Below are 25,323 nucleotides of genomic sequence, written 5' to 3'. Positions count from 1 at the left end.
CGGGCTCAGCTCCAGCCGGTGCCGCGGAAGCGGACGGTGCGCGGCTCCACCGGCTCCTCGCCCTCCTCGCCCTCCTCAACCTCTTCGGCGTCGGAGCCTGCGGTCGGCCGCTCGATGACCACGTCGAGCCACGACTCCGCGACGCCGTCGAGCATCCCGGCACCCCACTCCACCACGACGACCGAGTGCGCCAGGTCGAGATCGAGGTCGTCGAGCTCGACCGGCGAGCCGACGCGGTAGGCGTCCACGTGCACGAGCGGCGGCCCGCCGTGCAGCGATGGGTGGGTGCGGGCGATCACGAAGGTGGGGCTGGTCACCGGCCCGCGCACGCCCAGGCCGTCGCCCAGTCCCCGGGTGAACGTGGTCTTGCCCGCCCCGAGCGGACCTGTCAGCACCAGCAGATCGCCGGCGCGCAGCACCCGGCCGAGCTCCCGGCCGAGCTCCGCCATTGCCTCCGGATCCGCGACCTGGACGGTCCGGTCCGCAAACCGAGTGCGCTCAGGCACGGCCGTCCGCCGCGGGCAGCAGCCGCCGCTGGACACGCGGCCCGAGCCGGGTGACCAGCTCGTAGTTGATGGTGCCGCACCAGCGCGCCCACTCGTCGACCGAGGGGACACCGGTGCTCGGGTCGCCCCAGAGCGTCACCGGGTCGCCCGACGCGACCGACGCGTCGCCCACGTCGACGACGAACTGGTCCATCGCCACGCGCCCCGCGATTCGGTGGCGGCGGCCGCCGATCGCGACCTCGGCCACGCCGGAGGCACTCCGCGGGATGCCGTCGGCGTAACCGAACGGCACAAGCGCGAGCGTCGTCTCGCCCTCAGTACGCCAGGTGTAGTCGTAGCTGACACCGGTCCCGTGAGGCACGCGGCGGACGCCTGCGATCCGGCCCTGCAGTGTCATCGCCGGGACGAGCCCGAGCTGGAGGGAGGTCTCGTCCTCGAACGGCGAGAGCCCGTAGAGCCCGATGCCGGTGCGCACCATGTCAAGCCGCAGCTCCGGGATCCGCAGTGCCGCCGCGGTCGCCGCGAGATGGACGACCGGCGCCTGCACGCCGTGCGCGTCGAGGAGCGCTTCGGCGCGACGAAGCAGCACGAGCTGCGCGAGGTCGTCCTCGCGGGAGGAGTTCGAGAGGTGCGAGAACAGCCCGGTGAGGTGCAGGGTGCCGCGCGCGCTGTAGCGGGCGAGCGCGTCCGCCAGCCGCGGCCACTCCTGCTCCGGAGCGCCGTTGCGGCTGAGGCCGGTGTCGACCTTGAGCTGCACGGCGGCGCGCACACCGCGGTCCTCGGCGGCCTGCGCGAGGGCGTCGAGCTGATCCACGGAGGAGACGGCGACGTCGATCGAGTGCTCGAGCGCCGCGTCGAAGTCCTCGCCGGGGTCGTGCAGCCAGCAGAGCAGCGGAGCGACGATGCCGGCCTCGCGCAGGGCGACGGCCTCGCGCAGCTCCGCGGTGCCCAGCGCATCCGCTCCTCCGTCGAGCGCCGCCTGCGCCGCCGCGACGGCGCCGTGCCCGTAGCCGTTCGCCTTGACCACCGCCATCAGGCGACGGGCGCCGGAGACCTGGCGCAGGCGTGCGGCGTTGGCGGCCATCGCGTCGACGTCGATCAGCGCCTCGCGGTACGACAGCGGCGTCCTCATGATTCGGCCACCCTCACGACTCGGCCACCACGAACGCGCATGCCACGCCCGCGTCGTGTGTCATCGAGAGGTGCAGCCGGGTGATCCCGCGCGCATCGGCGGCCGCGCGGGCCGGGCCGTGCAGAGCGAAGGAGGGATTACCGTGCTCGTCGCGCTCGATGACCATGTCGTGCCAGCGCGCGCCTGCGGAGTCGCCGAGCGCCTTGATCAGCGCCTCCTTCGCGGCGAAGCGGCCGGCCAACGACGCGACGGGGAGCGGGCGTTCGCTCTCGGCGAACAAGCGATCGCGGAGGCGGGGCGTGCGCGCCAACGAGCGCTCAAAGCGCGCAAGGTCCACGACGTCCACTCCGATCCCCACGATCACAGCGCGATCACTCGACCGTGACCGACTTGGCGAGGTTGCGCGGCTGGTCGACGTCGAGCCCCTTAGCACTCGCGAGCTCCATCGCGAACATCTGCAGCGGAGTGACGGCGAGCAGCGGCTCGAACAGCGGGTCGGCGAGCGGGATCGGCACGACCTCGTCGGCGATCTGGATCGCGGCTGTGTCGCCCTGCTCGGCGATCGCGATGACGCGGGCGCCGCGGGCCTTGATCTCCTGGATGTTCGAGATCACCTTGCGCTGCAGCTCATACGATTCGCTCGGGCTCGGCACGATCACAAAGACGACCTGGCCCGGCTCGATCAGCGCGATCGGCCCGTGCTTGAGCTCGCCCGCCGCGAAGCCCTCGGCGTGGATGTAAGCGAGCTCCTTGAGCTTCAGCGCACCCTCGAGCGCCACCGGGTAGCCGACGTGGCGGCCGAGGAACAGCACCGCGCGGGTGTCGGCCATCCAGCCGGCCAGCTGGGCGATGTCGTCGGAGGCGTCGAGCACCCGGGACAGCTTCTCCGGGATCGCCGCGAGCTGGGCCGCCTGCGAGGCGACAACCTCGGCGGAGGCGGCGCCGCGCACTGTGGCCAGGTGCAGTCCGAAGAGGTAGAGCGCCGCGATCTGGGCGACGAAGGCCTTGGTCGACGCGACCGCCACCTCCGGACCCGCGTGCGTGTAGAGCACCGCGTCCGACTCGCGCGGGATCGTCGCGCCCTGGGTGTTGCAGACCGAGAGAGTCTTCGCTCCGTGCTCACGGGCGTACTTGACCGCCATCAGCGTGTCCATCGTCTCGCCGGACTGGCTGATCGAGATGACGAGGGTGCGCGAGGAGAGCACCGGGTCGCGGTAGCGGAACTCGTGACTGAGCTCGACCTCGACGGGGACGCGGGCCCACTTCTCGATCGCGTACTTCGCCACCATGCCGGAGTAGGCGGCCGTCCCGCAGGCGATGACGGTGATGCGGTCGATCTCGGTGAGTACCGGGTCGAGCGCCTCCAGCTCGGGCAGCGTGATCGCGCCGTCATGGATGCGCCCTCGGAGCGTGTTCGCGACGGCCTCGGGGCCCTCGGTGATCTCCTTGGCCATGAAGCTCGACCAGCCGCCCTTCTCGGACGCGGAGGCGTCCCAGGCGATCTCGAACGGCTCGGTCTCGACCGAGTTGCCGAAGAAGTCGGTCACCGTGACGAGCTCGGGGGTGATGGTGACGATCTGGTCCTGCCCGATCGCGACCGCGCGACGGGTGAACTCGACGAAGGCAGCGACATCCGAGCCGAGGAAGTTCTCGCCGTCGCCCAGGCCGATCACGAGCGGAGAGTTGCGCCGCGCGCCGACGACGACGCCGGGCTGGTCTCTGTGGAGGGCGAGCAGCGTGAACGCGCCCTCCAGGTGCGCGACCACGGCCTGGAACGCGAGGACGAGGTCACCGGTGCGGCGGTATTCGCGGGCGATCAGGTGGGCGGCGACCTCCGTGTCGGTCTCGCTCTCGAAGACCGCGCCCTCGGCGAGCAGCTCCTCCTTGAGCGGCTGGAAGTTCTCGATGATGCCGTTGTGGATGACGGCCAGCTTGCCCTCGTCCGCGAGGTGCGGATGCGCGTTGTGGTCGGTCGGACCGCCGTGCGTCGCCCAGCGGGTGTGACCAATGCCCGTGGTGCCCTCGGCCAGGGGGTGCGCCTCGAGGTCATCGACCAGGACGCTGAGTTTGCCCGAGCGCTTGCGGCTGTCGAGCCGTCCGTCGGCGTCGATCACGGCCACGCCGGCCGAGTCGTAGCCGCGGTACTCCAGACGCTTCAAGCCCCCGAGCAGCACGGCCAGGCTGTCGCGCTCACCGACGTATCCAACGATTCCACACATGGGCTCGATTCTAAGCGGGGCGGAGGCGCCTCCCGCGGTGTCCGGCGCGCGGCGGGGCGGACGCTAGGGTAGGTCCTCATGCCGTCGTCTCCTCGCGATCCCGCACACGACGCGCACCCCTCCCCCTTCGTCGAGATCGTCCGCTCGGACTGGGCCGAGCTCGCCCGCAGCACCGAGCTGCCGCTCACCGAGACCGAGGTCGTGCAGCTGCGGGGGCTGGGCGACCGGTTGAGCCTCGCGGAGGTCGCCGAGGTCTACCTGCCGCTCTCCCGCCTCCTCACCCTCTACGCCGGAGGGGCTCGTCAGCTGCATCGCGCGACGAGCACATTTCTCGGGGAGCGCGCGCGGCCGACTCCGTTCGTGATCGGCGTCGCCGGCTCGGTCGCCGTCGGCAAGTCGACGATCGCGCGCCTGCTGCGCGAGCTGCTCGCCCGCTGGGAGGACACGCCGCGCGTCGAGCTGGTGACCACCGACGGCTTCCTCCTCCCCAACCGCGAACTCGAGCGCCGAGGCCTGATGAGCCGCAAGGGCTTCCCGGAGTCGTACGACCGGCGGGCGCTGCTGCGCTTCGTCTCGGAGGTGAAGGGCGGCGCGGCGGAGGTGCGCGCGCCGTTTTACTCGCACCTCTTTTACGACATCGTCCCCGACGCCGAGATCGTCGTGCGGCGCCCCGATGTGCTGATCGTCGAAGGTTTGAACGTGCTGCAGCCGCCCGCGCCGGGTCATGGGCTCGCGGTGAGCGATCTGTTCGACTTCACCGTCTACGTCGACGCCCGCACCAGCGACATCGCGCGCTGGTACGAGGAGCGCTTCCTCACCCTGCAGCAGGGTGCCTTCGCGAATCCGAACTCCTACTTCCACCGCTACGCGGCGCTGACCCCCGACGAGGCGCGGGAGCGGGCTCGGAGCATCTGGACCGCGATCAACGAGCCGAACCTGGTGCAGAACGTGCGCCCGACCCGCTCCCGCGCGAGCCTCGTCCTGCGCAAGCAGGCGGACCACACCGTCTCCTCCGTCCTCCTCCGCAAAATCTGACCCGCCCCCAGTGCGCGACCTGTTCGGCTCGCAGAATCACCGTCGGCTCGTCGGATTACCCGTATTTCGCGAGCCGAACCCGTTTCAACGAGCCGAAGGTCTCGTATCCCGGGACGCGGGCCGCAGAATGGCGGGCGGGCCGGCGTTCTAGACAGCGGAACGCAGCTGCGTGAGGACGACCGCCGCGAGCGACTCCGCGAGGCGGTCCGCCGTCTCCTGGGTCTTCGCCTCGACCATCACGCGCACCATCCGCTCGGTGCCGGAGGGGCGCAGCAGCACCCGTCCATCGCTGCCCAGCTCGGTCTCGGCGTCGGCCACGGCGGAGGCGATGACCGCGTCGTCCCGGACGCCCTCGCGATCCACTCCGCGCACGTTGATCAGCGTCTGCGGGAAGACGGCCATCACGGCCGCGAGGTCGGCGATCGTGCGTCCGGTCCGGGCCATCTCGGCCGCGAGCTGAAGCCCGGTGAGCACTCCGTCGCCGGTGGTGGCGTAGCGGCTCATGATGACGTGGCCGGACTGCTCTCCACCGAGCGAATATCCGCCGTCGTTCATCGCTTCGAGCACGTAGCGGTCGCCGACCGCGGTGTCGATGACGCGGATGCCGGCGTCGCGCATGGCGAGCTTCAAGCCGAGGTTGCTCATCACCGTGGCGACGAGGACATTGTCGCGGAGCGCGTCGCGCCGGGCCAGGGCGGTCGCGAGGATAGCCATGATCTGGTCGCCGTCGACGATGCGGCCCTGGGCGTCCACCGCGAGGCAGCGATCGGCGTCGCCGTCGTGCGCGATGCCGAGATCGGCGCCAGCCCCGCGGACGGCGTCGGCGACGGTGTCGAGGTGGGTGGAGCCCACTCCGTCGTTGATGTTGAGGCCGTCGGGGTCGTTGCCGATCACCGTGACGGTGGCGCCGGCGTCCGTGAACACCTGCGGCGAGATGCCGGCGGCAGCGCCGTGTGCGCAGTCGATGACGACGTGCAGGCCGTCCAGCCGGGTGCCCTCGAGGGAGCCGAGCAGGTGGAGGACGTAGCGGTCCTCGGCGTCGGAGAAGCGGGTGATGCGGCCGACGTCGGCTCCGGTCGGAGTGAGCGGGGGGACGCCGAGGGCCGCCTCGATGCGGTTCTCGAGCTCGTCCGGAAGCTTGCGTCCGCCGGCGGCGAAGAACTTGATGCCGTTGTCCGCGGCGGGGTTATGCGACGCCGAGATCATCACGCCGAAGTCGGCGTTCTCGTCGGCAATGAGGTAGGCGGTGGCGGGCGTCGGGATGACGCCGGCGTCGAGCACGTCGACACCCGCGCTCGCGAGACCCGCCGCGACCGCGGCTCCGATGAAGTGGCCGGAGATGCGGGGGTCGCGGGCGAGCACGGCGACGGGTCGACGGCCCTCGGCCCGGGCGGCCGCACCGAGTACACGGGCGGCCGCCTGGGCGAGGCCGAGAGCCAGGTCGGCCGTGACCTCGCGATTCGCAAGGCCACGGACGCCATCTGTTCCGAACAGGCGCGGCATGGTGCGCAGTCCCTTCTCGAGCTGCTGGTCGTGCGGCCCGGGGGCCGCGGCGACTAGCGCTTCGAGAACTGGGACGCCTTGCGGGCCTTCTTGAGACCGGCCTTCTTGCGCTCGATGACGCGGGCGTCGCGGGTCAGGAAGCCCGCCTTCTTCAGGGTCGCGCGGTTGTTCTCGCGGTCGATCTCGTTCAGCGCACGGGCGATGGCAAGACGGAGGGCGCCGGCCTGGCCGGAGGGGCCACCGCCGGTGATCTTGGCGACCACATCGTAGGAGCCGACGAGGTCGAGCACCGTGAAGGGGTCAGTGATCAGCTGCTGGTGCAGCTTGTTGGGGAAGTACTCCGCGAATTCGCGGGCATTGACGGTCATGCCGCCGTTGCCGGGAACGAGACGCACGCGGGCGATGGCCTGCTTGCGTCGGCCCACGGCTGCGCCGGAGACGTTGAGGACGGCGCGGGGCGTCGTGGACGCCTCGGTGGCCGGGCTTTCGGTGGAGTAGCTCTCGGGAGCCACGTCGATCTGGTCTGCGATCTTCGCCACGGTGTAGGTGATCCTTTGTCTTCGAAGTCTGGGATGTCGGGGAGGGCCGGAGCCTACTGGGCGACCTGGTTGAAGGCGTACGCCTGCGGCTGCTGGGCCGCGTGGGGGTGCTCGGGGCCCGTGTAGACCTTCAGCTTGCGCAGCTGGGCGCGGCCGAGGGAGTTCTTGGGGAGCATGCCGCGGATGGCCTTCTCGACGGCGCGAACCGGGTTCTTCTCGAGAAGCTCGGCGTAGGTGGTGGCCGAGAGGCCGCCCGGGTAGCCGGAGTGGCGGTAGGCCTTCTTCTGCAGGAGCTTCTGGCCCGTGAGGGCGACCTTCTCCGCGTTGACGATGATGACGAAGTCACCCATGTCCATGTGGGGCGCAAAGGTGGCCTTGTGCTTGCCGCGCAGAAGCGCAGCGGCGTGAGTGGCGAGACGGCCGAGCACGACGTCGGACGCGTCGATGACGATCCAGTCGTGCTGGACGTCAGCCGGCTTCGGAGAAAAAGTGCGAGTCACGTGAGTGCTGCTTTCTGGTCGGAGTGAGGTGTTCGTGAATCCCGCTCCGTGGCCGTTCGCCCCGCGAGGGGGCGAACCGAACCGGTGGAGGGCTCAACTTCGGGCGCTCGGTACATGGCCGAAAACACCAAGGGTCGACGTTACAGCAAAGCCTCTGTCCGGCCAAGCACGGATCCGGCGGGCGGCCGGTGCGATGACCACCGGGTCAGCCGATAGCCGCGAGCGCCGACTCCGCGAGCCCCACCAGCGACGCCTGGTCGCCGACGAACGAGCGGAGGGTGACCAGGCGCGTGCCCTCGAGCACGACCACCGTCGCGGCCGGGTCCGTCGACGCATCTCCCGCCCGGTACAGCGCCTGGTCGCCGAGGTCGACCGGCTCGGTGGCACCCGCCTGCTCCTGTTCCACCAGAGAAGCGGCCGTGGCTCCGGAGGACGAACTCAGGGTCAGCGCGGTGGAGTTGCCCGCTATTGTCCACGCGCAGGATCCGGTCAGGGCGGAGTCGGTCACGAAGCCCGGCGGCAGCTCGAGCGCTGCGGTGATCGTGTCCAGCGGCAGGACCGCGGCGCAGTCGAGTGCCTCGTCGACGAGAACGGGAGCGGTCGGCGTCACGGCGGGCTCGGCAGCGGGATCGGTCGTCGCCGTCTGCTCCACGGCGGTCGGTGTGGGAATGTCCACCTGCGCGTCGCGCGGGACGTCGATCGTGGTGGATGAACAACCCGCGAGCAGGAGCACCACCGCGGTGATGGCCAGCGGCCTCGAGTGTCGACGAACAGCCGTGCGCCACTGGATCATTCCGTGTCCTCCCTGTCGGGTCCCTCGGTCTGCACGGTGCGCTTGGCTCGTGTGAGTCGAGCGCGATCGGCCAGCGAGGCGTCCTCAGGGTAGTCGACCTCGCGCAGGATGAGGCCCCGGGCCGGCATCACGGCGAACGCAGTGGTCCGCCGGGCCGCGTCGCGCACCAGCGGCACCGCTCCCCCGTCGAGCTTCCCGGCGCCCACAGCGACGCAGGCACCCACCAGGGCCCGCACCATGCTGTGACAGAAGGCATCGGCGCGCAGGTGCGCGTGCAGGACGCCGTCGGCGTCGCGTTCCCAGCTGAAGTCGAGCAGGCTCCGGATCGTGGTAGCGCCCTCCCTCGCGCGGCAGAAGGAGGCGTAGTCGTGCAGGCCCAGGAGCGAGTGCGCCGCGGCCGCCATCGCATCCAGATCGAGAGAGTCGGTGATCCAGGTCGTGTAGCCGCGCTCGAGCGGATGGCGCATCGAGGTAGCGTCGGCCAGGCGATACTCGTAGCGGCGCCACCGCGCCGAGAACCGCGCGTCGAACCCGTCCGGCGCCTCGGTCACCCGGTGCACCGAGACGTCGGTGTACTGGCCCAGGATCCCGCGGAGGCGCCGCTCCAGGATCGACGCGGGTGGGAGCGGCTGCTCCCCGGGGCTTCGCCGTCCGCCGCTGATGCGGCCCCACTGCTCGGGAGTGAGGTCGACGTGGGCGACCTGGGCACTGGCGTGCACCCCGACGTCGGTGCGCCCCGCGACGGTCACGGTCGGGCGCTCCTCGGAGCGCAGCACCAGCGCGAGCGACTCCTCGAGCACCCCCTGCACAGTGCGCAGGCCGGGCTGCTTGGCCCAGCCGGAGAACTGCGAGCCGTCGTAGGCCAGGTCGAGGCGGACGCGGTGGAGCATCAGATGAGTCTAGGGCGAGGCCGGGAAGCGACTCAGGCGACGGCGAGTGGCACGCCGACGCTCGCCAGAGCCGAGACCGCCCAGTCGACCAGCGTCGCCTGCTCACCGACGGAGGAAACGATCCGCAGCTCCCAGCCACCGGCGAGCACGGCCAGCTCGGACGGAGCGGGCGCGAGGCCCGGCAGCCAGTAGGCGGCCGTTCCGAGGGAGACGGGAACGGCGCCGGCCGCCTCGCCCGCTCCCGTGAACGTCTCCAGGAGCGGACCGCGGTGCAGGGTCAGCACGACGGCGGAGTCGTTGCCGGCCAGGGCGTAGGAGCAGGTGTCGCCCGCGGCGGCGAGCACCACGGAACCCGCAGGCAGGCCGGTGTCCTGCTCGATGGCCGTCGCGGCGAGAGCACCTGCGCAGTCCACGTCCTGCTCCGCCGTCGCCGGCGCGGAGGTCGCGGGCGGGACGTTCGTCGCGCTCGCGCTGACCGCCGAGTCGGGGATGTCGATCACGGCGCCGGACGCGCATCCGCTGACGTCGGCTGCGAGGGCCAGGGCCAGAATCGCCGCGGCGGCCGACGAACGCAGTCGCACAGAAGTCCTCCAAGGGTCGTCGGGGCGGACGCCGGAAACGCCGGCCGTAGCGCCGCCGTGCTCGACGAGCACGGCCGTGCCATCGTAAACGACGATTCGCGCCACTCCGCCCGCCCGGGAACGACGCGAGCCCTCCGTCCTGGCGAGGACGGAGGGCTCGCGACGGCGAACGTGACTACTTGGACGTGCCGGTCTCCTCGACCGGGGCGACCTCGGCGGGAGCGTCCTGCACGGGCGCCTCCTCGACGGTGGTCTCCTCGGCGGTGGTCTCCTCGGCGGTGGCCTCCTCGACGGGCGCCTCATCCACCGGAGCGGACACGGGCGCCGTGGTGGTGCGCGACTTCTTCGCCTTGGGGGTGACGGGCTCGAGGACGAGCTCGATCACGGCCATCGGCGCGTTGTCGCCCTTGCGGGGCCCGATCTTGGTGATGCGGGTGTACCCGCCCTCGCGCTCGGCAACGAGCGGAGCGATCTCGGTGAAGAGCTCGTGGACGACGGACTTGTCGCCGATGGTCGCGAGAACGCGACGGCGGGCGTGCAGGTCGCCGCGCTTGGCGAAGGTGACCAGGCGCTCGGCGAGCGGACGCAGGCGCTTGGCCTTCGTCTCGGTCGTCTTGATGCTCTTGTGCGTGAACAGGGCCGCGGCCAGGTTCGCGAGGAGCAGACGCTCGTGTGCGGGACCGCCTCCGAGGCGGGGGCCCTTGGTGGGCTTGGGCATGGGTTTACTCCAGTACTAAAGGGGTGTCAGCAGGTCGGACGCGAGGAGCCGGAGGCTCCGGGGCGGAGGACCTAGATGCTCTCGTCGTCGTAGCTGTAGAAGTGGGCGCCGTCGAACCCGGGGACCGAGTCCTTGAGCGACAGGCCGAGCTCCGTCAGCTTCTCCTTGACCTCATCCACCGACTTCTGACCGAAGTTGCGGATGTTCATGAGCTGCGTCTCCGAGAGGGCGACGAGCTCATTGACGTTGTTGATGCCCTCGCGCTTGAGGCAGTTGTAGCTGCGCACCGAGAGGTCGAGGTCCTCGATGGGCATCGACAGCTCAGTCGAAAGGACCGCGTCGACCGGCGCGGGGCCGATCTCGATGCCCTCGGCCGCGTTGTTCAGCTCGCGGGCGAGACCGAACAGCTCGGTCAGCGTGCGACCGGCGGAGGCGATGGCGTCGCGCGGCGAGATCGCCGGCTTCGTCTCCACGTCGACGACCAGGCGATCGAAGTCGGTGCGCTCGCCGGCGCGGGTGGCCTCGACACGGTAGGTGACCTTCAGCACGGGCGAGTAGATCGAGTCGACCGGGATCTGGCCGGCCTCGGAGAACTCGCTACGGTTCTGAGTCGCTGAGACGTAGCCCCGGCCGCGCTCGATCGTGAGCTCCAGCTCGAACTTCGCCTTGTCGTTCAACGTGGCGATGACGAGTTCCGGGTTGTGGATCTCGACACCGGCCGGAGCCGAGATGTCCGCGGCGGTGACCTGGCCGGCGCCCTGCTTGCGCAGGTAGGCGGTGATCGGCTCGTCGTGCTCGGAGGAAACGACGAGTCCCTTGATATTCAGGATGATCTCGGTGACGTCCTCGCGGACGCCCGGGACGGTCGTGAACTCGTGCAGGACTCCGTCGATCCGGATGCTGGTGACAGCGGCGCCGGGGATGGAGGACAGCAGGGTGCGACGCATCGAGTTGCCGAGCGTGTAGCCGAAGCCGGGCTCGAGGGGCTCGATGACGAAGCGGGAACGGAACTCCGAGATGTTCTCCTCGGTGAGCGTCGGACGCTGTGCGATAAGCACTGATGATTCCTTTCGATCACGTGTCCGCTATATGACACGTGCGTTTGCGAGGTGTGGAGTTGTGAAAGAAATGCGGGATCCGCCGGCCGACCCCACTCGCCGCCCGGAGGCGGTCCGTGCGGCCGACCGACGGCTGCGAGTGCTGCTTAGACGCGACGACGCTTCGGGGGGCGGCAGCCGTTATGCGCCTGCGGGGTGACGTCGTTGATCGACCCGACCTCGAGGCCTGCGGCCTGGAGCGAGCGGATCGCGGTCTCACGACCCGAGCCCGGGCCCTTCACGAAGACGTCCACCTTCTTCATGCCGTGCTCCTGAGCCTGGCGCGCGGCCGACTCGGCGGCGAGCTGAGCCGCGAACGGCGTCGACTTGCGCGAGCCCTTGAAGCCGACTCCACCGGACGAGGCCCAGCTGATGACAGCCCCGGAGGGGTCGGTGATCGAGACGATGGTGTTGTTGAACGTCGACTTGATGTGGGCCTGGCCCACAGCGATGTTCTTCTTCTCCTTGCGGCGCGGCTTGCGCGCGGCCGACTTGGGGGTAGCCAATTCTGTATCTCCTCTAGGTCCGTGTCGCCCGCGTTACTTGCGGCCGGCCTTCTTCTTGCCGGCGACGGTGCGCTTGGGTCCCTTGCGGGTGCGCGCGTTCGTCTTGGTGCGCTGTCCACGGACCGGGAGGCCGCGACGGTGGCGCAGGCCCTCGTACGAGCCGATCTCGACCTTGCGGCGGATGTCGGCGGCGACCTCGCGGCGGAGGTCTCCCTCCACCTTGTAGTTGCCCTCGATGTAGTCGCGGAGCGAGACGAGCTGGTCGTCGCTGAGGTCCTTGACGCGGATGTTGCCGTCGATCCCGGTGTCGCTCAGGGTCTTCAGCGCGCGAGTGCGGCCGACACCGTAGATGTAGGTCAGTGCGACCTCCACGCGCTTCTCGCGCGGGATGTCTACTCCTGCCAGACGTGCCATTGTGGCTTCTCCTGTGAGTGAGTGGAGGTGTGAAGCAGCACCGGTGCCTCGGCCTCCGACCGAAGGTGTCCTCGCCGTCCACCCCGGCCGAGCCGGGGTGCTGCGCGATTTCTGGTGCTGCAGGTGTATTCAGTTGTGCAGTGGGGGCGGCGTACCGCCCCTCCGCTCCCTCGCGGAAGCAGCGGGGTTAGCCCTGGCGCTGCTTGTGGCGGGGGTTGCTGCTGCAGATGACCATCACGTTGCCGTGGCGGCGGATGATCTTGCAGTGATCGCAGATGCGCTTGACGCTGGGGTTGACCTTCATTGTTTCTGTCCTTGATATCGCTGGCGTCGTGCTCCCGGTGGATACCGGGGCCGTTCCTTACAGGACACGCACGTCGCGAACGTCAGCGGAGCGAACGCCTACTTGTACCGGTAGACGATCCTGCCGCGGGTCAGGTCGTAAGGGCTCAGCTCCACGATCACGCGGTCCTCGGGGAGGATCCGGATGTAGTGCTGACGCATCTTGCCCGAGATGTGGGCGAGAACTTTGTGTCCGTTGGTCAGCTCCACGCGGAACATCGCGTTGGGGAGCGCCTCGACAACCGCACCTTCGATTTCGATGACACCGTCTTTTTTGGCCATAGCCTCACTGTCGTTCGGAAGTAGTGTGTGTACTGGTCGTGCGAATGTTTCCGCGACGATCCACCACCGGGCGAGAGCCCGGATCGGGGTCCGCGGGCATGCCGAAGCACGCGCAAAACACCAAGGGTCGATACTACGCGAATCCCCGCCGCTCCGCCACCTCGGGCGTGTCGCGCCGCTCCTGCGCAGACGCCGACACTTCGCCAGGGCGCGCCTCCACGCGCCCCCCGTCCGCGCCGACGCCGCGCCCGTGCCGAGCGACGCCTGCGCCGCCGCCTAGGCTGTCTCCGTCGAGCCGGAGGGAGAGCACATGGCGCGCACGACGAGGTCCACAACCGGGAACCGGCGCTGGTACTCGCACCCAGTGGTGACGATCCTGGCCGCGATCGTGCTGATCGCGCTGGTGCAGACCTTCCTCGTGAAGGTCTACACGGTGCCGACCGGCTCGATGGAGAACACTCTCCAGGGCGGCGGCTTCTTCGGCGACCGCATCCTGGTCGACCGCACCCTCGCACTCCAGGGCGGTCCGCAGGAGGGGCAGATCGTCGTGTTCTCCCGCGACGCCGAGTGGGGAGCGAGCGACGAGGCCGGCAGCCCCCTCTCCGAGGTCGTGAAAACCTTCGGCGATGTCACCAGCATCGGCCCCTCGCACGAGGAGTTCCTCGTGAAGCGGCTGATCGCCGAGGGAGGCCACACGGTCTCCTGCTGTGACGCCGAAGGCCACGTGCTGGTCGACGGGAAGCCGCTCGACGAGTCCTACGTCTTCGAGGATTTTCCTTTCGCTCCCGGCACCCTCGACTGCACGACGAGCCCGGCGTCGCAGCGCTGCTTCACCGAGTACACCGTCCCCGAGGGCTCATTGTTCGTCCTCGGTGATCACCGCTCCAACTCGAACGACTCGCTGGGGGCCTGCCGCACGTCGCTCGGCCCCATCGACTCCTGCGTGAAGACGGTGCCGCTCGACCGGGTTGCCGGACGCGTCTTCGCCGTTGCCTGGCCGCTCACCCGCTGGCATCTCTTCTAGGTGACGTTCCTCGTCAGATGAGGCCTAGAGAGGAGGCCTCACTCAGCGGAGGAGGCCTCACTCAGCGGTCGGGCACGGAGTTGTGGCAGTGGTGAGCGCAGGAGGTCTCCGCCGCACCGGCGACCTCCTGCGCTCGTCGGTCGGTTCAGCCCCGCACGACCGCGACGACCTGCTCGAAGAGCGGGTGCTCCGCAGCAAGTCCCGTGACGTCGGCGACGAACTCCTCCGGCGAGAGCGCGGCCAGCTTCTCGTGCAGCTCCACGCTCTGCGGGTCCTCCGGCACGTCGAACCGCAGCGCTGCGCCGATCGCCGTCAACAGTCCGTGAGGGACCCGCCCGCGCTCCGCGAGTTCGGCGGCAGGCCCGATGAAACGCTCGTGCCGCGAGAGCTTCCGCAGCGGCTGGCGCCCCACCCGGTCGACGGTGTCGGTCAGGTAAGGGTTCGCGAAGCGCTTCAGGGTCTTCTCGAGGTAGGCCTGCTGCTCCTCGTCACTGAAGCCGTGCTTCGCCACGATCAGCGCCTTCGTGTCCTCGAGCGCCGCTTTCACCGCGTCGTGCACCTCCGGCAGAGCGAGCGCGTCAGAGAGCTTGTGCGCCCCCGCCGCGAAGCCGACGTAGGCGGCCGTCGCGTGCCCGGTGTTGACCGTGAAGAGCTTGCGCTCGATGAAGGGCTCCAGGTCGTCGACATAGGTCGCGCCCGGCAGCTCCGGCTCAGCACCCTCGAACGGCGTGCGGTCGATGACCCACTCGAAGAAGCTCTCGACCGTCACGTCCAGGCCCTGACCCGCATCCTGGTTCGGCACGATCCGGTCGACTGCCGTGTCGGCGAAGACGGCACGGGTGCGCAAGCGCTCCCACTCGTCGGCGCCGAGGTTCGCGGCGACCTCGGTCTGGAGCAGGCGGGTCGCGTTGATCGCGTTCTCGCACGCCATCACGGCGACGCGCGGCGCCGACTCGTCCCGCGCAGCGAGGCCCTTCGCGATCACGGGAGCGACGAAGCGGAGGATGTTCGGGCCGACGGCGGTCGTGACGATGTCGGCGGCCGCGATCTCGCGGATAAGCGCCTCCTCCTCGGCGGCCGAGTCGATGGCGCGGAAGCGGTCGACGACGTGGGTGGCTGCCTCCTCCCCCACCTCGTGCACCTCGTAGCTGTCGGCAGCAGCGAGGCGCCCGATCAGGTCCGAGTTGACGTCGGCGAAGACGATCTCGTAGCCGGCGCCGTGCAGGATCAGGCCGACGAAACCGCGCCCGATGTTGCCCGCACCGAAGTGGATAGCGGTGGGCATCAGGAGTTGACCTCGCCGAGCAGGCTATAGAGCGACTGCGCGTCGGGGGCATCGAGGAGCTTCTGCACCTCGTCCTCCTCCGAGAAGATGATCGCGATCTTGGAGAGGATCTCGAGGTGCTCGTTGTCGACGCCGGCGATGCCGACGACGAAGCGCACCTCGTTGCCGTCCCAGTCGATCGGCTGCGCATAGCGCACGAACGAGAGGGCGGAGGAGCGGATTTCGTCCTTCGCATCGTTGGTGCCGTGCGGGATGGCGAGCAGGTTGCCCATGTAGGTGGAGACGGTCGCCTCGCGGACGAGCATGGCCTCGTAGTAGGCGGGGGTGACGGCGCCGACGCCGACCAGCATGTCGGCGGCTTCCTTGATGGCGGCCTCCTTCGTGGTTGCGGTGCCGGAGGCGTCGATCTGTCCGATGGTGAGCACGTCGCTCATGGGGTGCGTCCTTCCGTGGAGGTGCTGACAGCGAGGGAACCCGCAGGGGCGAGCGGAGCGTATCCGCTCTGTCGCACCCTACGGGCTCCCTCCGAGTTGGTGGCGTACTACTTGCCGTGCTGCTCCGCGACCAGCGAGACGACCTCGTCGTACTTCGGGCTGTTCATGAAGTTGTCGACGGAGACGTGGATCGCGCCCGGGGTGCGCTGGCGGGCGCGCTCCGTGAGCTCGGCCTGAGTGATGACCAGGTCCACGTCGTCCTCGAGAGCGGCGATCGCCTTGTTGGTGACCGTGACGTCCTCGTAGCCCGCCTTCTTCATTTTGTTCCGCAGCACGGAGGCACCCATCGCGGAGGAGCCCATTCCGGCGTCGCAGGCGAAAACGATGCTGCGGACCTGGGTCGCAGTGGCCGTGGCCCCCGCGGTCGAGGCGCCGGAGGAGTCCTGCGGGGCGTTCGCGCCGCGAGCGTTGATGAGCGAGCCGACGGCGCTCTCCTTGCCCTTGTTGGCCTCGTTCGCGGCGACCGCGGCGGCGAGCTTGTCGTCGCCCTCCTCCTCCGCGGTGAGGTCGCGCTTGCGGCCGGCCCGGATGATGACCGAGGCCACCAGGAAGGACACGGCGGTCGCGAGAATCACCGAGAGGATCACGCCGAGGAAGCTGTCGTTCGCAGTCTGCAACAGCACCGCGATGATCGAGCCGGGCGAGGCGGGGGCACGCAGGCCGGAGTTGAACGCGACGTTCGTCGCGACACCGGTGGCACCGCCGAGGATGACGGCCGCGAGCAGGGCCGGCTTCATCAGCACGTACGGGAAGTAGATCTCGTGGATGCCGCCGATGAAGTGGATGATCGCTGCGCCGGGAGCCGAGGCGCGTGCGGCGCCCACACCGAAGAACGCGAAGGCCAGGAGCACGCCCATGCCGGGGCCGGGGTTGGCCTCGAGGAGGAAGAGGTAGGACTTGCCCGCCTCCTCCGCCTGCTGCACACCGAGCGGGGTGAGAATGCCGTGGTTGATGGCGTTGTTGAGGAAGAGGATCTTCGCCGGCTCGATGAAGAGCGAGGTCAGCGGGAGCAGGCCCGCGTTGACCAAGAACTCCACGCCCGCTCCGAGCGCGGTCGAGAGGCCGACGACGAGCGGAGCGACGCCTGCGAAGGCGAGCAGCGCGAGGATCAGGCCGAGGATTCCGGCGGAGAAGTTGTTGACCAGCATCTCGAAGCCGGGCTTGATCTTGCCGTCCCAGATCGAGTCGACCTTCTTCATCAGCCACGCCGACAGCGGGCCCATGATCATGGCGCCGATGAACATCGGGATGCCGGCGCCGACGATGACGCCCATGGTCGCGATCGTGCCGACCACGCCTCCGCGGGCGCCGTACACCATCCGGCCACCGGTGTTCGCGATGAGCAGCGGAAGGAGGTAGGTGATCATCGGGGCGACGAGGCCGGTGTTGACCACGTCGGGGTCTGTGCTCCAGCCGCCGAACTGCTGGACCCAGGTGGCGTCGATACCGAGCAGCGGGAGCCATCCGGTCTGGATGAAGAGGGCCGTGATGAAGCCCCAGGCGATGAAGGCCGCGATGTTCGGCATGACCATTCCCGAGAGGAAGGTGCCGAAGCGCTGGACGTGGACGCGCGCTCCACCGCGCGTCGACGTCGCTGACGTCGTTGTCATGTGGTGTTTCTCCGATTTCTAGGGGTGGGCGACCGGGACGCTCCTGAGGCGGCCCGGCTCCCGAATGGCGGGGTGGTGCAGGGGGGTGGGTCTGGTGATCCGCGGTCAGGAAGCGGCGATCGCCTCGGTGACCGCGGAGCGGGCGTCGGCGGCGCTGTCGGCCGCGAGAGCGAGCTCCGCGTACCGTTTCGCGTCGTCGAAGGTGTGCTCGGCCAGCTCAGCTCGGACGTCGGCGAGGGCCGACGGCGACATCGAGAGGGTCGTCGCGCCGAGGCCGACGAGGACCACAGCGAGCAGCGGGTCGGCGGCGGCCTCGCCGCAGATTCCGACGGGCTTGCCCAGTGCCGCTCCCGCGCGGCCGACTTCGCCGACGAGGCGGAGGACGGCCGGGTGCCACGGGTCCTGGAACGCCGAGACCGTGCCGAGCATGCGGTCGGCGGCGAGCGTGTACTGCGTCAGGTCGTTGGTGCCGATCGAGGCGAAATCGGCGACTCCGAGGATCCGGTCGGCGAGCAGAGCGGAGGAGGGCACCTCCACCATCACGCCGGCGGTGCGGATGCCGAGTTCCCGCGCCATCGAGGTGAAGTAACGGGTCTCATCGACGGTCGCGACCATCGGCGCCATCACCCAGAGATCAGCATCGGTCGCGGCGTCGGCCTGAGCCAGCGCGGTGAGCTGGTCGCGGAGAATCTGCTCGCTAGCGCGCAGTGCGCGCAGTCCGCGGAGCCCGAGCGCCGGATTCTCCTCGTGGTCGTCGTTGAGGAAGCTGAGCGGTTTGTCGGCGCCCGCATCGAGGGCGCGGACGACCACTTTGCGACCCGGGAACGCCGCGAGCAGGCGCGTGTACTGCTCCGCCTGCTCAGCGACCGTCGGTGCCTGCTTCGCGTCGAGGAAGAGGAACTCGGTGCGGAAGAGGCCCACCCCTTCCGCTCCCAGCTCGACGGCGTTCTCGGCGCCGTCGGCCGAGCCGAGGTTCGCGAGCAGCGGCACGGCGTGGCCGTCCGCCAGCGCCCCCGGGACGACCGGGGCGGCGAGCATCTCGGCGCGCTCGGCAATCGAGGACTTCGCCGCGCCGATCTCGGCGTCGGAGGGGTTCACGGTCACGACGCCGGAGGTGGCGTCGAGGATGACGAGCTGGCCGTCGCGCAGGTCAAGAGCGCCGGTGGTGCCGACGATGGCGGTGATCGACTTCTCGCGGGCGAGGATCGCCGTGTGCGAGGTGGGGCCGCCGTCGCTGGTGATCAGGCCGAGCACCTTGTCCAGGTCGAGCAGGGCCGTGTCGGCCGGAGCGAGGTCGCGGGCGACGAGCACGAACGGCTCGTCGGACTCCGGAACACCGGGAGCGGCGACCCCGCGCAAGTGCGCGACGACGCGCTGCGAGACGTCGTCGAGATCGGTCGCGCGCTCGGCCATGTAGCCGCCCATCGCGACGAGCAGATCACGGAAACCGGCGAAGGCCTCGTGCACCGCGCGCTCCGCAGTCTTCCCGCCGGCGATCCGCGCCTTGACGTCGTCCGCGAGGGACGGGTCCTCGGCCATCAGCGCCTGGGCATCGAGCACATCCTTTGCCGAACCGCCGGCGCGCTCGCCGCGGTGCCGAATGGTCGCAGCGGTGGCGGAGAGCGAGGAGACGGCGCGCTCCTCCTCCTGCGCGACGCTGCGGGTGCTGGCGGTGTCCTCGGGCTCGGGAAGCGGCTCCGGCATGCGCAGGACCGGCCCGAGGGCCAACCCGCGCCCCACTCCGGTGCCCTGAAGTTTGGCAGAGGCGTAAGCGGTCTGAGGAGTGGACAGCGTCATGGGTGCTCGTTCCTGTCGTGCGGCGCTCGGGCGGGAGGAGGGGGTGGGAGGGGAGGGCGGTGGGGGCGGGGGGCGAGGGTGGGGGGTGGGGGTGGGGGCTCAGTGGTGCGGTTTAGCAGGGACGGGGTGCGACCCATTGAGGGTCGCCGGTGCGTTGTCGGGGCTGCCGTGGCTGCCGGCGCCGTGTGCGCCGGGGCTGCCGCCTTTCGCGACGCTCTGCGTCGCGCAGGGCTGCCGCCTTGCGCGACGCTGTGCGCGACGCTACGCGGCGCGCACACCGTCACGCATCGTGATCCGTGGTGAGGAAGGTCGCGAGCTCGTCCAGGACGGCCTGCTCGTTCTCGCCCTCGACGCTCACGGTGAGCTCGTCGCCGTGCTCGATGCCGAGCGAGATGATCCCGAGGATCGACGCGGCGTTGACCGGAGTCGCGTCGCCCTTCGCGATCAAGACTTTCTGACCCGATTTGGCCGCTGCCTGGCTGAACAGCGAGGCGGGGCGGGCGTGAAGGCCCTTCGACGATGCAACCTGCACGGTGCGCTCGACCATGAACGTTTCTCCTTGATCCTGCAGTCGCGACTGCATCAGTGGTGCCCGGAGTCGGGCTCGCCCGGGCGGACCGGGCGGGTGGAGGAGTCCGTGTCCGCACCTGCGACGACCGCGCGAGCGGCGAAGAGGACGGGCAGGGTCTCGAGCACGGCATCGGCACCGTGCGCTCCGAAGACATCCGGAGGGAGGAGAGCGGCCGCGGCTCCCATGAGCTCCGCGCGCTGGCGGAGCCCGTCGAACTGCGACTCGAGGTGCGGCCCCACGAGGAGGACGTCCGCCTCGGGGAGCGAGTGCTCGAGACCGGTGAGGGTCTCGGAGCGGAACTCAGCACCCATGCCGCGCTCCTTGGCGCCCGCTCGCAGCCGGTGGGCCAGGAACGTGCTCGATGCGCCTGCACCGCAGACGATCAGGATTCTTCGCACCTCGTTCGCCTCCTCGCGTCCGGGTCGTGACCCATCCAAGCATCCCGAAAGAGGTACGGCACGCTCCAGCAGAAAATCTTCCGCGGGGGCGGAAAGCCGCCCCGACCGCCCGCGGCGCGGGGGCTCCCTGGCGCGTCGCCGTGATGATTGACTGGCGGAACGCACGATTCGCCGCCCGCGTCCTGCGAGCCCGCGGGCAGGTCGTGGCACGTGCTGGCCCCGACCTGAACCGTACGCCTGGAGCCTGATGCCTGATAACCGCGACCGACTGCTGGAGTACCTCTCCCGCGCCGACGGCTGGGTGACGGCACACGAGCTCGCCGACCGGCTCGGCGTGACCACGCGCAGCGTCCGCAGCTACGTCACCGCGGTGAAGGCGCAGGCCGCGCCCCTGGAGCCGGTCGAGTCCTCGGCGAACGGCTACCGGCTGGCCCGTGAGGCGTACGCGGCGTATCTGGAGGCGCAGCGCAACCGCGACATCGAGCCCGACACTCCGCGCGACCGGCTCTACAGCATCGTCCGCCGCCTGGTCGACTCGGACGGGGGCCTGGACGTCTCCGCCCTCGCCGCTGCGCTCTCCGTGAGCGAGTCGACCGTCGACGCCGACCTCCGCCGGGTGAAAACACTCGCCGACGAGGCGGGCCTCTCGCTGGTCCGCCGTGGCCCGTCGGTCCGCCTGGAGGGCAGCGAGGAGGCGCACCGACGCCTGATCTCGCGCCTGTTCCGCGACGAGAGCGCGCAGGGCGTCTTCACGCTCGACGACGTGCAGCGGGAGTTCGCCTCCCCCGGCCTGGGTGCCTTCACAACCGAGCTTCTGGCCGAGCTCGACAGTCGCGGCTACTACATCAACGACTACGGAGTGAACAGCGTCCTCCTGCACATCGCGATCGCCGTCGACCGGGTCGCCCGCGGCATCCGCGACCCCGCCGGCGCCCGGCCCTCCCCCGCGATCCACGGCGAGCTCGCCGAGCTCTTGGCCGAGCTGGTGGAGCGGCACTTCGCCACGCGCCTGACCGACGCCGAGCTCGCGCAGCTCGCGATCCTGATGACCACACGCGTAGCGACTCCGGGCCACAATGAACCGGTCGCCGCCGTGGTCGAGAACTACCTCGACCCCGGGGACCTGACCGTCGTCCGCGACCTCGTGGCCGAGGTGAACCGCGAATACCTGGTCGATCTCGACGACGAGGGCTTCATCGTCCGCCTCGCCCTGCACGTGCGGAACCTGGTCGCGCGCGCCTCCGAGGGCGGCTACTCCCGCAATCCGCTCACCCGCTCCATCAAGACCAGTTATCCGATGACGTACGAGATCGCCGTGTTCCTGGCGAGCGGACTGCAGCGACGGCGCGGGATCGCGGTGAACGAGGACGAGATCGCCTACATCGCCCTGCACGTCGGCTCCTTCCTCGAGCGGGTGTCGCGGCGCGAGGAGCGGTTGTCCTGCGTGATCGTGTGCCCTAGCTACTACGACCTCGCGCACATGCTCCGGCTGCGCGTCGAGCGCTCACTCGGTACCGAGGTCGAGGTCCGCTCCCTGATCACCCGGAGCGACGTCGAGTGGGGCCGGCTCACCGCCGACCTCGTGATCACCACGATCGACGAGCGCCCTTCCTCCGACGATGTGGTGCTCGTGCAGCCGTTCCTCACCGATCACGATGTGGAGGCAGTGCGCCGTGCGATCGCCCGCGTGCGCCGGCATCGCCGCCGCGCGCAGATCAAGGACGAGCTGCTGCACTTCTTCGATGAGTCGCTGTTCTTCCGCAACGTGCACGCCCGCGACGAAGCGGCGATGATTCGGATGCTGGGCGGGCGGATGGTCGCCGACGGCATCATCGACGAGGACTACGTCGACGGCGCCATCGAGCGGGAACGGATGAGTTCGACCGCCTTCACCGACAATCTCGCCGTGCCGCACGCGATGGCGATGAGCGCCCGCCGGACCTCCATCGCGATCGTGATCAACGACACGGCGATGGAGTGGGGCGAGCAGCGTGTGAACGTCATCGCGATGATCGCGTTCGCCTCGGCCGGCCGCAGCACATTCCAGTCGGTGTTCGACCAGTTCGTCGAGGTGTTCGCCGACCGGGCGGAGGTGCAGCGCCTGATCCGCCGCTCCACCGACTTCGGCGGCTTCATTGAGGAGCTGGTGCGGGTGATCGACAGCTAGCCGACTCCACTCCTGATCTGGACGGAGGTGTCGCGAGGGTGAACTCCTGCTCCCCGTCGCTCTAGGCGACGGGCGTGGGCACGATCCCGTAGGGGGCGAGGCCGGCCGCGCCGCCGTCGGCGAGTGTGGTGACCCAGATACCGTCGCGGTGCACGGCGACCGAGTGCTCCCAGTGGGCGGCCGTGCTGCCGTCCTCGGTCGCGACGGTCCACTCGTCCTCCCGGACGACGGTCTCGGCGCTGCCGGCGGTCACCATCGGCTCGATCGCGACGACGAGGCCCGGCTTCACCTCGGGTCCGCGCTGGCGCACCCGGTAGTTGAACACCGGCGGCGCCTCGTGCATCGTGCGGCCGATGCCGTGGCCGATGTAGTCGGTGAGGATGCCGTAGACGCGGCCCGAGCGTTCGGCCTCGTCCTCGATGTACTCCTCGATCGCCGCGCCCACCTCGTTGAGGTGCCGGGCGGAGGCGAGGGCGGCGATGCCGCGCCACAGCGATCCCTCGGTGACCCGCGAGAGCTCGGCGCGCGCGGCGACCTCCTCAGGACGGGTCGGATCGGGCAGCACGAGCGTCATCGCCGAGTCGCCGTTCCAGCCGTCGATCTCGGCACCGCTGTCGATCGAGACGATGTCGCCCGGTTCGAGGACGCGCCCGCCGGGGATCCCGTGGACCACCTCGTCGTTCACCGACGCGCAGATCGTGTGCCGATAGCCCGGGACGAGCTGGAAATTCGAGTGGCCGCCGTGCTCGAGGATCGCGGCCTCCGCGACCGCGTCGAGTTCGAGCGTGGTCACGCCCGGCCGGATCGCGACGCGCACTGCCTCCAGTGAGGCCGCGGTGGCCAGGCCTGGCGCGAGCATCGCCCGCAGCTGCGCGGGCGTTTTGTACAGGGAGGAACGCAGTGCCACGGCTCAGGCGGCCGGCGAATCGAGACGGCTCACCCGGTGGCCCTCGAGCGCGACGACGATCCGCTCGGTCACCTCATCGACCGGGCCGAGACCGTCGACCACGACGACGAGCCCGCGAGCGGCGTAGACATCGATCAGGGGCGCCGTCTGCTCCTCGTAGAGCGCAAGACGGCGACGGATGACGTCCTCCGTGTCGTCGCTGCGGCCCTGCTCGAGCGAGCGCTTGAGCAGGCGGCCGACGACCTCGTCGGGGTCGGCCGTGAGCTGGACAACCGCGTCGAGTCGGTTGTCGTCGGCGGCCAGGATGCGGTCGAGCTCGTCGACCTGTTCCGTCGTGCGCGGGTAGCCGTCGAGCAGGAAGCCCGTTGACGCGTCCGCCTCCTGCAGGCGGTCGTGCACGATCGCGTTGGTGAGCTCGTCCGGGACGTAGCGGCCGGCGTCGAGGTAGGCCTTCGCCTGGAGCCCGAGCTCCGTCTCGTTCGCGACGTTGGCGCGGAAGATGTCGCCGGTCGAGATCGCCGGCACCTTCAGGATGTCGCTCAGCCGAGCGGCCTGGGTCCCCTTGCCTGCACCGGGCGGGCCGATCAGCAGGAGACGGAAGCCGATCGGGTGCGACGTCATCGGAGGAGTCCTTCGTAGTGGCGCTGCTGCAGCTGGGAGTCGATTTGCTTCACCGTCTCCAGGCCGACTCCGACGATGATCAGGATGGACGTTCCGCCGAAGGGGAAGTTCTGGTTGGCGCCGACGAGCGCCAGCGCCACGAGGGGCACGAGCGCGATCAGGCCCAGATAGACCGATCCGGGCAGTGTCACGCGAGTGAGCACGTAGTTCAGGTACTCGGCGGTCGGGCGGCCGGCGCGGATGCCGGGGATGAAGCCGCCGTAGCGCTTCATGTTGTCGGCGACCTCGTCCGGGTTGAAGGTGATCGCGACGTAGAAATACGTGAATCCGACGATCAGGAGGAAGTACAGCGCCATGTAGAGCGGGTGGTCGCCCTTGGTGAGGTAGTTCGTGATCCAGGTGACCCAGACCGGCGCCTCCTGACCCGCGGCGGGCTGGTTGAACTGCGCGATCAGCGCGGGCAGGTACAGCAGCGACGAGGCGAAGATGACGGGCACGACGCCGGCCATGTTGACCTTGATCGGGATGTACGTGTTGTTGCCGCCGTAGGTGCGCCTGCCGACCATCCGCTTGGCGTACTGCACGGGGATCCGCCGCTGCGACTGCTCCACGAAGACCACAGCGACCACGAGCACGAGGCCCACGCCGAGAACGAGGAGGAAGGTCTCGAAGCCGCGGGACTGCGCGATCGACCAGAGCGAGGTGGGGAACTGGGCGGCGATCGAGGTGAAGATCAGCAGCGACATGCCGTTGCCGATGCCGCGCTCGGTGATGAGCTCGCCCATCCACATGATGATGCCGGTGCCCGCGGTCATCGTGACGACCATGAGCAGGATGGAGTACCACTCGTCGGTGATGATGAGCGCCGAGCACTCCGGCACACCGGAGTTGCCGAAGAGCGCACCCGAGCGGGCGACGGTGATCAGCGTCGTCGACTGGAGGACACCGAGCGCGATGGTGAGGTAGCGCGTGTACTGGGTGAGCTTGCCCTGACCGGACTGCCCCTCCTTGTACAGCGTCTCGAAGTGCGGAATGACCACGCGTAGCAGCTGCACGATGATCGACGCCGTGATGTACGGCATGATCCCGAGCGCGAAGATCGACAGCTGGAGCAGGGCTCCACCGCTGAACAGGTTCACGAGTTCGTAAAGACCCGAGGTGCCCTGGTTGCCGGCGAGACAGGCCTGCACGGCGCTGAAGCTGACGAACGGAGCAGGGATGAAGGATCCCAGCCGGAAGATCGCCACGATCGCGAGGGTGAAGCCGATCTTGCGGCGGAGGTCGGGGGTGCGGAAGATCCGCGCAACGGCGCCAAACACTACCTAAGGTCTCCTGCTCAATTCTGTGGTGCGGGATACAGGTCGAGCTTGCCACGCGCTCCCGGAGGGAGTC

28 protein-coding genes are annotated in these 25,323 nt (G+C 69.6%); 3 read left to right on the top strand and 25 right to left on the bottom strand.

Translation table 11 applies throughout. From position 1 onward, the window contains the following. Positions 1-5: 5 nt before the first annotated feature. Genes tsaE through glmS form a run of 4 tightly spaced genes read right to left on the bottom strand, consistent with a single transcriptional unit; the run spans position 6 to position 3,857 of the window. Positions 6-449 (bottom strand): tRNA (adenosine(37)-N6)-threonylcarbamoyltransferase complex ATPase subunit type 1 TsaE, encoded by a 444-nt coding sequence (tsaE, locus tag A6122_RS03210; protein WP_068251550.1) that lies wholly within the window; start codon positions 447-449, stop codon positions 6-8. A 49-nt stretch (positions 450-498) separates the two neighbouring features. Continuing rightward, complete coding sequence (gene alr, locus A6122_RS03205) at positions 499-1,638, bottom strand: alanine racemase (RefSeq protein WP_068251547.1); 1,140 nt, start codon at positions 1,636-1,638, stop codon at positions 499-501. A gap of 13 nt (positions 1,639-1,651) precedes the next feature. After that, positions 1,652-2,002 (bottom strand): holo-ACP synthase, encoded by a 351-nt coding sequence (locus A6122_RS03200; RefSeq protein ID WP_068251544.1) that lies wholly within the window; start codon positions 2,000-2,002, stop codon positions 1,652-1,654. 7 nt (positions 2,003-2,009) lie between these two features. Further along, entirely contained in the window at positions 2,010-3,857 is a 1,848-nt protein-coding gene (gene glmS, locus A6122_RS03195) for a glutamine--fructose-6-phosphate transaminase (isomerizing) (RefSeq protein WP_068251541.1), read from the bottom strand. 78 nt (positions 3,858-3,935) lie between these two features. Between glmS and coaA the strand changes: the two genes are divergently transcribed. After that, entirely contained in the window at positions 3,936-4,892 is a 957-nt protein-coding gene (coaA, locus tag A6122_RS03190) for a type I pantothenate kinase (protein WP_068251538.1), read from the top strand. 147 nt (positions 4,893-5,039) lie between these two features. Here coaA and glmM read toward each other — a convergent pair whose 3' ends face one another. The 12 genes from glmM to infA all read right to left on the bottom strand — a co-directional run bounded on the left by glmM (position 5,040) and on the right by infA (position 13,057). Continuing rightward, a complete protein-coding gene (gene glmM, locus A6122_RS03185) occupies positions 5,040-6,395 on the bottom strand; it encodes a phosphoglucosamine mutase (protein ID WP_068251535.1) in 1,356 nt (451 codons plus the stop codon). A 53-nt stretch (positions 6,396-6,448) separates the two neighbouring features. Continuing rightward, positions 6,449-6,934, bottom strand: coding sequence for a 30S ribosomal protein S9 (rpsI, locus tag A6122_RS03180; protein WP_068251532.1), 486 nt, complete (start codon positions 6,932-6,934; stop codon positions 6,449-6,451). 53 nt (positions 6,935-6,987) lie between these two features. Then, positions 6,988-7,434: a 50S ribosomal protein L13 gene (rplM, locus tag A6122_RS03175; protein WP_068251530.1), complete on the bottom strand. Its 447-nt coding sequence runs from the start codon at positions 7,432-7,434 to the stop codon at positions 6,988-6,990. A 205-nt stretch (positions 7,435-7,639) separates the two neighbouring features. After that, positions 7,640-8,227, bottom strand: coding sequence for a hypothetical protein (locus A6122_RS03170; RefSeq protein WP_068251527.1), 588 nt, complete (start codon positions 8,225-8,227; stop codon positions 7,640-7,642). Then, positions 8,224-9,117 carry a tRNA pseudouridine synthase A gene (locus A6122_RS03165; protein ID WP_068251524.1) on the bottom strand — a complete coding sequence of 298 codons (894 nt, stop codon included), beginning with the start codon at positions 9,115-9,117 and terminating at the stop codon, positions 8,224-8,226. The genes A6122_RS03170 and A6122_RS03165 overlap by 4 nt, the downstream gene beginning before the upstream one ends. Before the next feature lie 32 nt (positions 9,118-9,149). After that, complete coding sequence (locus A6122_RS03160) at positions 9,150-9,698, bottom strand: hypothetical protein (protein WP_146076783.1); 549 nt, start codon at positions 9,696-9,698, stop codon at positions 9,150-9,152. 175 nt (positions 9,699-9,873) lie between these two features. After that, complete coding sequence (rplQ, locus tag A6122_RS03155; protein WP_068251518.1) at positions 9,874-10,416, bottom strand: 50S ribosomal protein L17; 543 nt, start codon at positions 10,414-10,416, stop codon at positions 9,874-9,876. A gap of 71 nt (positions 10,417-10,487) precedes the next feature. Next, positions 10,488-11,474 (bottom strand): DNA-directed RNA polymerase subunit alpha, encoded by a 987-nt coding sequence (locus tag A6122_RS03150; protein WP_068251515.1) that lies wholly within the window; start codon positions 11,472-11,474, stop codon positions 10,488-10,490. A 146-nt stretch (positions 11,475-11,620) separates the two neighbouring features. Then, positions 11,621-12,019 (bottom strand): 30S ribosomal protein S11, encoded by a 399-nt coding sequence (rpsK, locus tag A6122_RS03145; protein ID WP_055787170.1) that lies wholly within the window; start codon positions 12,017-12,019, stop codon positions 11,621-11,623. Positions 12,020-12,052: 33 nt separating this feature from the next. After that, positions 12,053-12,433 carry a 30S ribosomal protein S13 gene (gene rpsM / locus A6122_RS03140; protein WP_068251511.1) on the bottom strand — a complete coding sequence of 127 codons (381 nt, stop codon included), beginning with the start codon at positions 12,431-12,433 and terminating at the stop codon, positions 12,053-12,055. Positions 12,434-12,620: 187 nt separating this feature from the next. Further along, the gene (gene rpmJ, locus A6122_RS03135; RefSeq protein WP_055787164.1) at positions 12,621-12,737 is read right to left on the bottom strand and encodes a 50S ribosomal protein L36; all 117 of its coding nucleotides are present in this window, start codon (positions 12,735-12,737) and stop codon (positions 12,621-12,623) included. A 98-nt stretch (positions 12,738-12,835) separates the two neighbouring features. After that, positions 12,836-13,057 carry a translation initiation factor IF-1 gene (gene infA, locus A6122_RS03130; RefSeq protein ID WP_022883252.1) on the bottom strand — a complete coding sequence of 74 codons (222 nt, stop codon included), beginning with the start codon at positions 13,055-13,057 and terminating at the stop codon, positions 12,836-12,838. A gap of 310 nt (positions 13,058-13,367) precedes the next feature. On the opposite strand from infA, the gene lepB reads away from it, so the two are divergent. After that, a complete protein-coding gene (gene lepB / locus A6122_RS03125) occupies positions 13,368-14,081 on the top strand; it encodes a signal peptidase I (RefSeq protein WP_068251508.1) in 714 nt (237 codons plus the stop codon). Positions 14,082-14,226: 145 nt separating this feature from the next. Here the strand turns inward: lepB and A6122_RS03120 are convergent, their stop codons facing one another. From A6122_RS03120 to A6122_RS16910, 6 genes are all read right to left on the bottom strand, one after another. Next, complete coding sequence (locus A6122_RS03120; RefSeq protein WP_068251506.1) at positions 14,227-15,366, bottom strand: mannitol-1-phosphate 5-dehydrogenase; 1,140 nt, start codon at positions 15,364-15,366, stop codon at positions 14,227-14,229. Next, on the bottom strand, positions 15,366-15,800 hold the full coding sequence (locus tag A6122_RS03115; RefSeq protein ID WP_068251503.1) for a PTS mannitol transporter subunit IIA: 435 nt from the start codon (positions 15,798-15,800) through the stop codon (positions 15,366-15,368). The genes A6122_RS03120 and A6122_RS03115 overlap by 1 nt, the downstream gene beginning before the upstream one ends. A gap of 107 nt (positions 15,801-15,907) precedes the next feature. After that, positions 15,908-17,470: a PTS mannitol transporter subunit IIBC gene (locus tag A6122_RS03110; protein ID WP_068251500.1), complete on the bottom strand. Its 1,563-nt coding sequence runs from the start codon at positions 17,468-17,470 to the stop codon at positions 15,908-15,910. Positions 17,471-17,575: 105 nt separating this feature from the next. Next, positions 17,576-19,174 carry a phosphoenolpyruvate--protein phosphotransferase gene (gene ptsP, locus A6122_RS03105; protein WP_068256936.1) on the bottom strand — a complete coding sequence of 533 codons (1,599 nt, stop codon included), beginning with the start codon at positions 19,172-19,174 and terminating at the stop codon, positions 17,576-17,578. A gap of 373 nt (positions 19,175-19,547) precedes the next feature. Next, positions 19,548-19,814, bottom strand: coding sequence for an HPr family phosphocarrier protein (locus A6122_RS03100; RefSeq protein WP_068251497.1), 267 nt, complete (start codon positions 19,812-19,814; stop codon positions 19,548-19,550). Positions 19,815-19,849: 35 nt separating this feature from the next. Further along, positions 19,850-20,236, bottom strand: coding sequence for a PTS sugar transporter subunit IIB (locus A6122_RS16910; RefSeq protein ID WP_167542335.1), 387 nt, complete (start codon positions 20,234-20,236; stop codon positions 19,850-19,852). Positions 20,237-20,483: 247 nt separating this feature from the next. On the opposite strand from A6122_RS16910, the gene A6122_RS03090 reads away from it, so the two are divergent. Beyond that, a complete protein-coding gene (locus tag A6122_RS03090) occupies positions 20,484-22,403 on the top strand; it encodes a BglG family transcription antiterminator (RefSeq protein ID WP_068251491.1) in 1,920 nt (639 codons plus the stop codon). 61 nt (positions 22,404-22,464) lie between these two features. Here A6122_RS03090 and map read toward each other — a convergent pair whose 3' ends face one another. The 3 genes from map to secY are packed head-to-tail and all read right to left on the bottom strand — an operon-like array spanning position 22,465 to position 25,250. Further along, positions 22,465-23,310: a type I methionyl aminopeptidase gene (gene map / locus A6122_RS03085; RefSeq protein WP_084415778.1), complete on the bottom strand. Its 846-nt coding sequence runs from the start codon at positions 23,308-23,310 to the stop codon at positions 22,465-22,467. Positions 23,311-23,313: 3 nt separating this feature from the next. Then, complete coding sequence (locus A6122_RS03080; protein WP_068251488.1) at positions 23,314-23,931, bottom strand: adenylate kinase; 618 nt, start codon at positions 23,929-23,931, stop codon at positions 23,314-23,316. Further along, positions 23,928-25,250, bottom strand: a complete 1,323-nt coding sequence (secY, locus tag A6122_RS03075) for a preprotein translocase subunit SecY (protein ID WP_068251486.1) — start codon at positions 25,248-25,250, stop codon at positions 23,928-23,930. The genes A6122_RS03080 and secY overlap by 4 nt, the downstream gene beginning before the upstream one ends. Between the last annotated feature and the right edge of the window lie 73 nt (positions 25,251-25,323).

Source organism: Rathayibacter tritici (genome assembly GCF_001641005.1).
Lineage (GTDB): Bacteria > Actinomycetota > Actinomycetes > Actinomycetales > Microbacteriaceae > Rathayibacter > Rathayibacter tritici.
The sequence above is the reverse complement of the archived record's forward strand: the minus strand, read 5'-3'. Positions and strand labels throughout refer to the sequence as shown.

Excerpts from the sequence above, each read along its gene's own strand:
- tsaE (WP_068251550.1), bottom strand. The coding sequence starts at position 449 with ATGGCGGAGCTCGGCCGGGAGCTCGGCCGGGTGCTGCGCGCCGGCGAT.
- alr (WP_068251547.1), bottom strand. The coding sequence starts at position 1,638 with ATGAGGACGCCGCTGTCGTACCGCGAGGCGCTGATCGACGTCGACGCG.
- glmS (WP_068251541.1), bottom strand. The coding sequence starts at position 3,857 with ATGTGTGGAATCGTTGGATACGTCGGTGAGCGCGACAGCCTGGCCGTG.
- coaA (WP_068251538.1), top strand. The coding sequence starts at position 3,936 with ATGCCGTCGTCTCCTCGCGATCCCGCACACGACGCGCACCCCTCCCCC.
- glmM (WP_068251535.1), bottom strand. The coding sequence starts at position 6,395 with ATGCCGCGCCTGTTCGGAACAGATGGCGTCCGTGGCCTTGCGAATCGC.
- A6122_RS03170 (WP_068251527.1), bottom strand. The coding sequence starts at position 8,227 with ATGATCCAGTGGCGCACGGCTGTTCGTCGACACTCGAGGCCGCTGGCC.
- A6122_RS03165 (WP_068251524.1), bottom strand. The coding sequence starts at position 9,117 with ATGCTCCACCGCGTCCGCCTCGACCTGGCCTACGACGGCTCGCAGTTC.
- rplQ (WP_068251518.1), bottom strand. The coding sequence starts at position 10,416 with ATGCCCAAGCCCACCAAGGGCCCCCGCCTCGGAGGCGGTCCCGCACAC.
- rpsM (WP_068251511.1), bottom strand. The coding sequence starts at position 12,433 with ATGGCACGTCTGGCAGGAGTAGACATCCCGCGCGAGAAGCGCGTGGAG.
- rpmJ (WP_055787164.1), bottom strand. The coding sequence starts at position 12,737 with ATGAAGGTCAACCCCAGCGTCAAGCGCATCTGCGATCACTGCAAGATC.
- infA (WP_022883252.1), bottom strand. The coding sequence starts at position 13,057 with ATGGCCAAAAAAGACGGTGTCATCGAAATCGAAGGTGCGGTTGTCGAG.
- lepB (WP_068251508.1), top strand. The coding sequence starts at position 13,368 with ATGGCGCGCACGACGAGGTCCACAACCGGGAACCGGCGCTGGTACTCG.
- A6122_RS03120 (WP_068251506.1), bottom strand. The coding sequence starts at position 15,366 with ATGCCCACCGCTATCCACTTCGGTGCGGGCAACATCGGGCGCGGTTTC.
- A6122_RS03115 (WP_068251503.1), bottom strand. The coding sequence starts at position 15,800 with ATGAGCGACGTGCTCACCATCGGACAGATCGACGCCTCCGGCACCGCA.
- A6122_RS03110 (WP_068251500.1), bottom strand. The coding sequence starts at position 17,470 with ATGACAACGACGTCAGCGACGTCGACGCGCGGTGGAGCGCGCGTCCAC.
- ptsP (WP_068256936.1), bottom strand. The coding sequence starts at position 19,174 with ATGCCGGAGCCGCTTCCCGAGCCCGAGGACACCGCCAGCACCCGCAGC.
- A6122_RS03100 (WP_068251497.1), bottom strand. The coding sequence starts at position 19,814 with ATGGTCGAGCGCACCGTGCAGGTTGCATCGTCGAAGGGCCTTCACGCC.
- A6122_RS03090 (WP_068251491.1), top strand. The coding sequence starts at position 20,484 with ATGCCTGATAACCGCGACCGACTGCTGGAGTACCTCTCCCGCGCCGAC.
- A6122_RS03080 (WP_068251488.1), bottom strand. The coding sequence starts at position 23,931 with ATGACGTCGCACCCGATCGGCTTCCGTCTCCTGCTGATCGGCCCGCCC.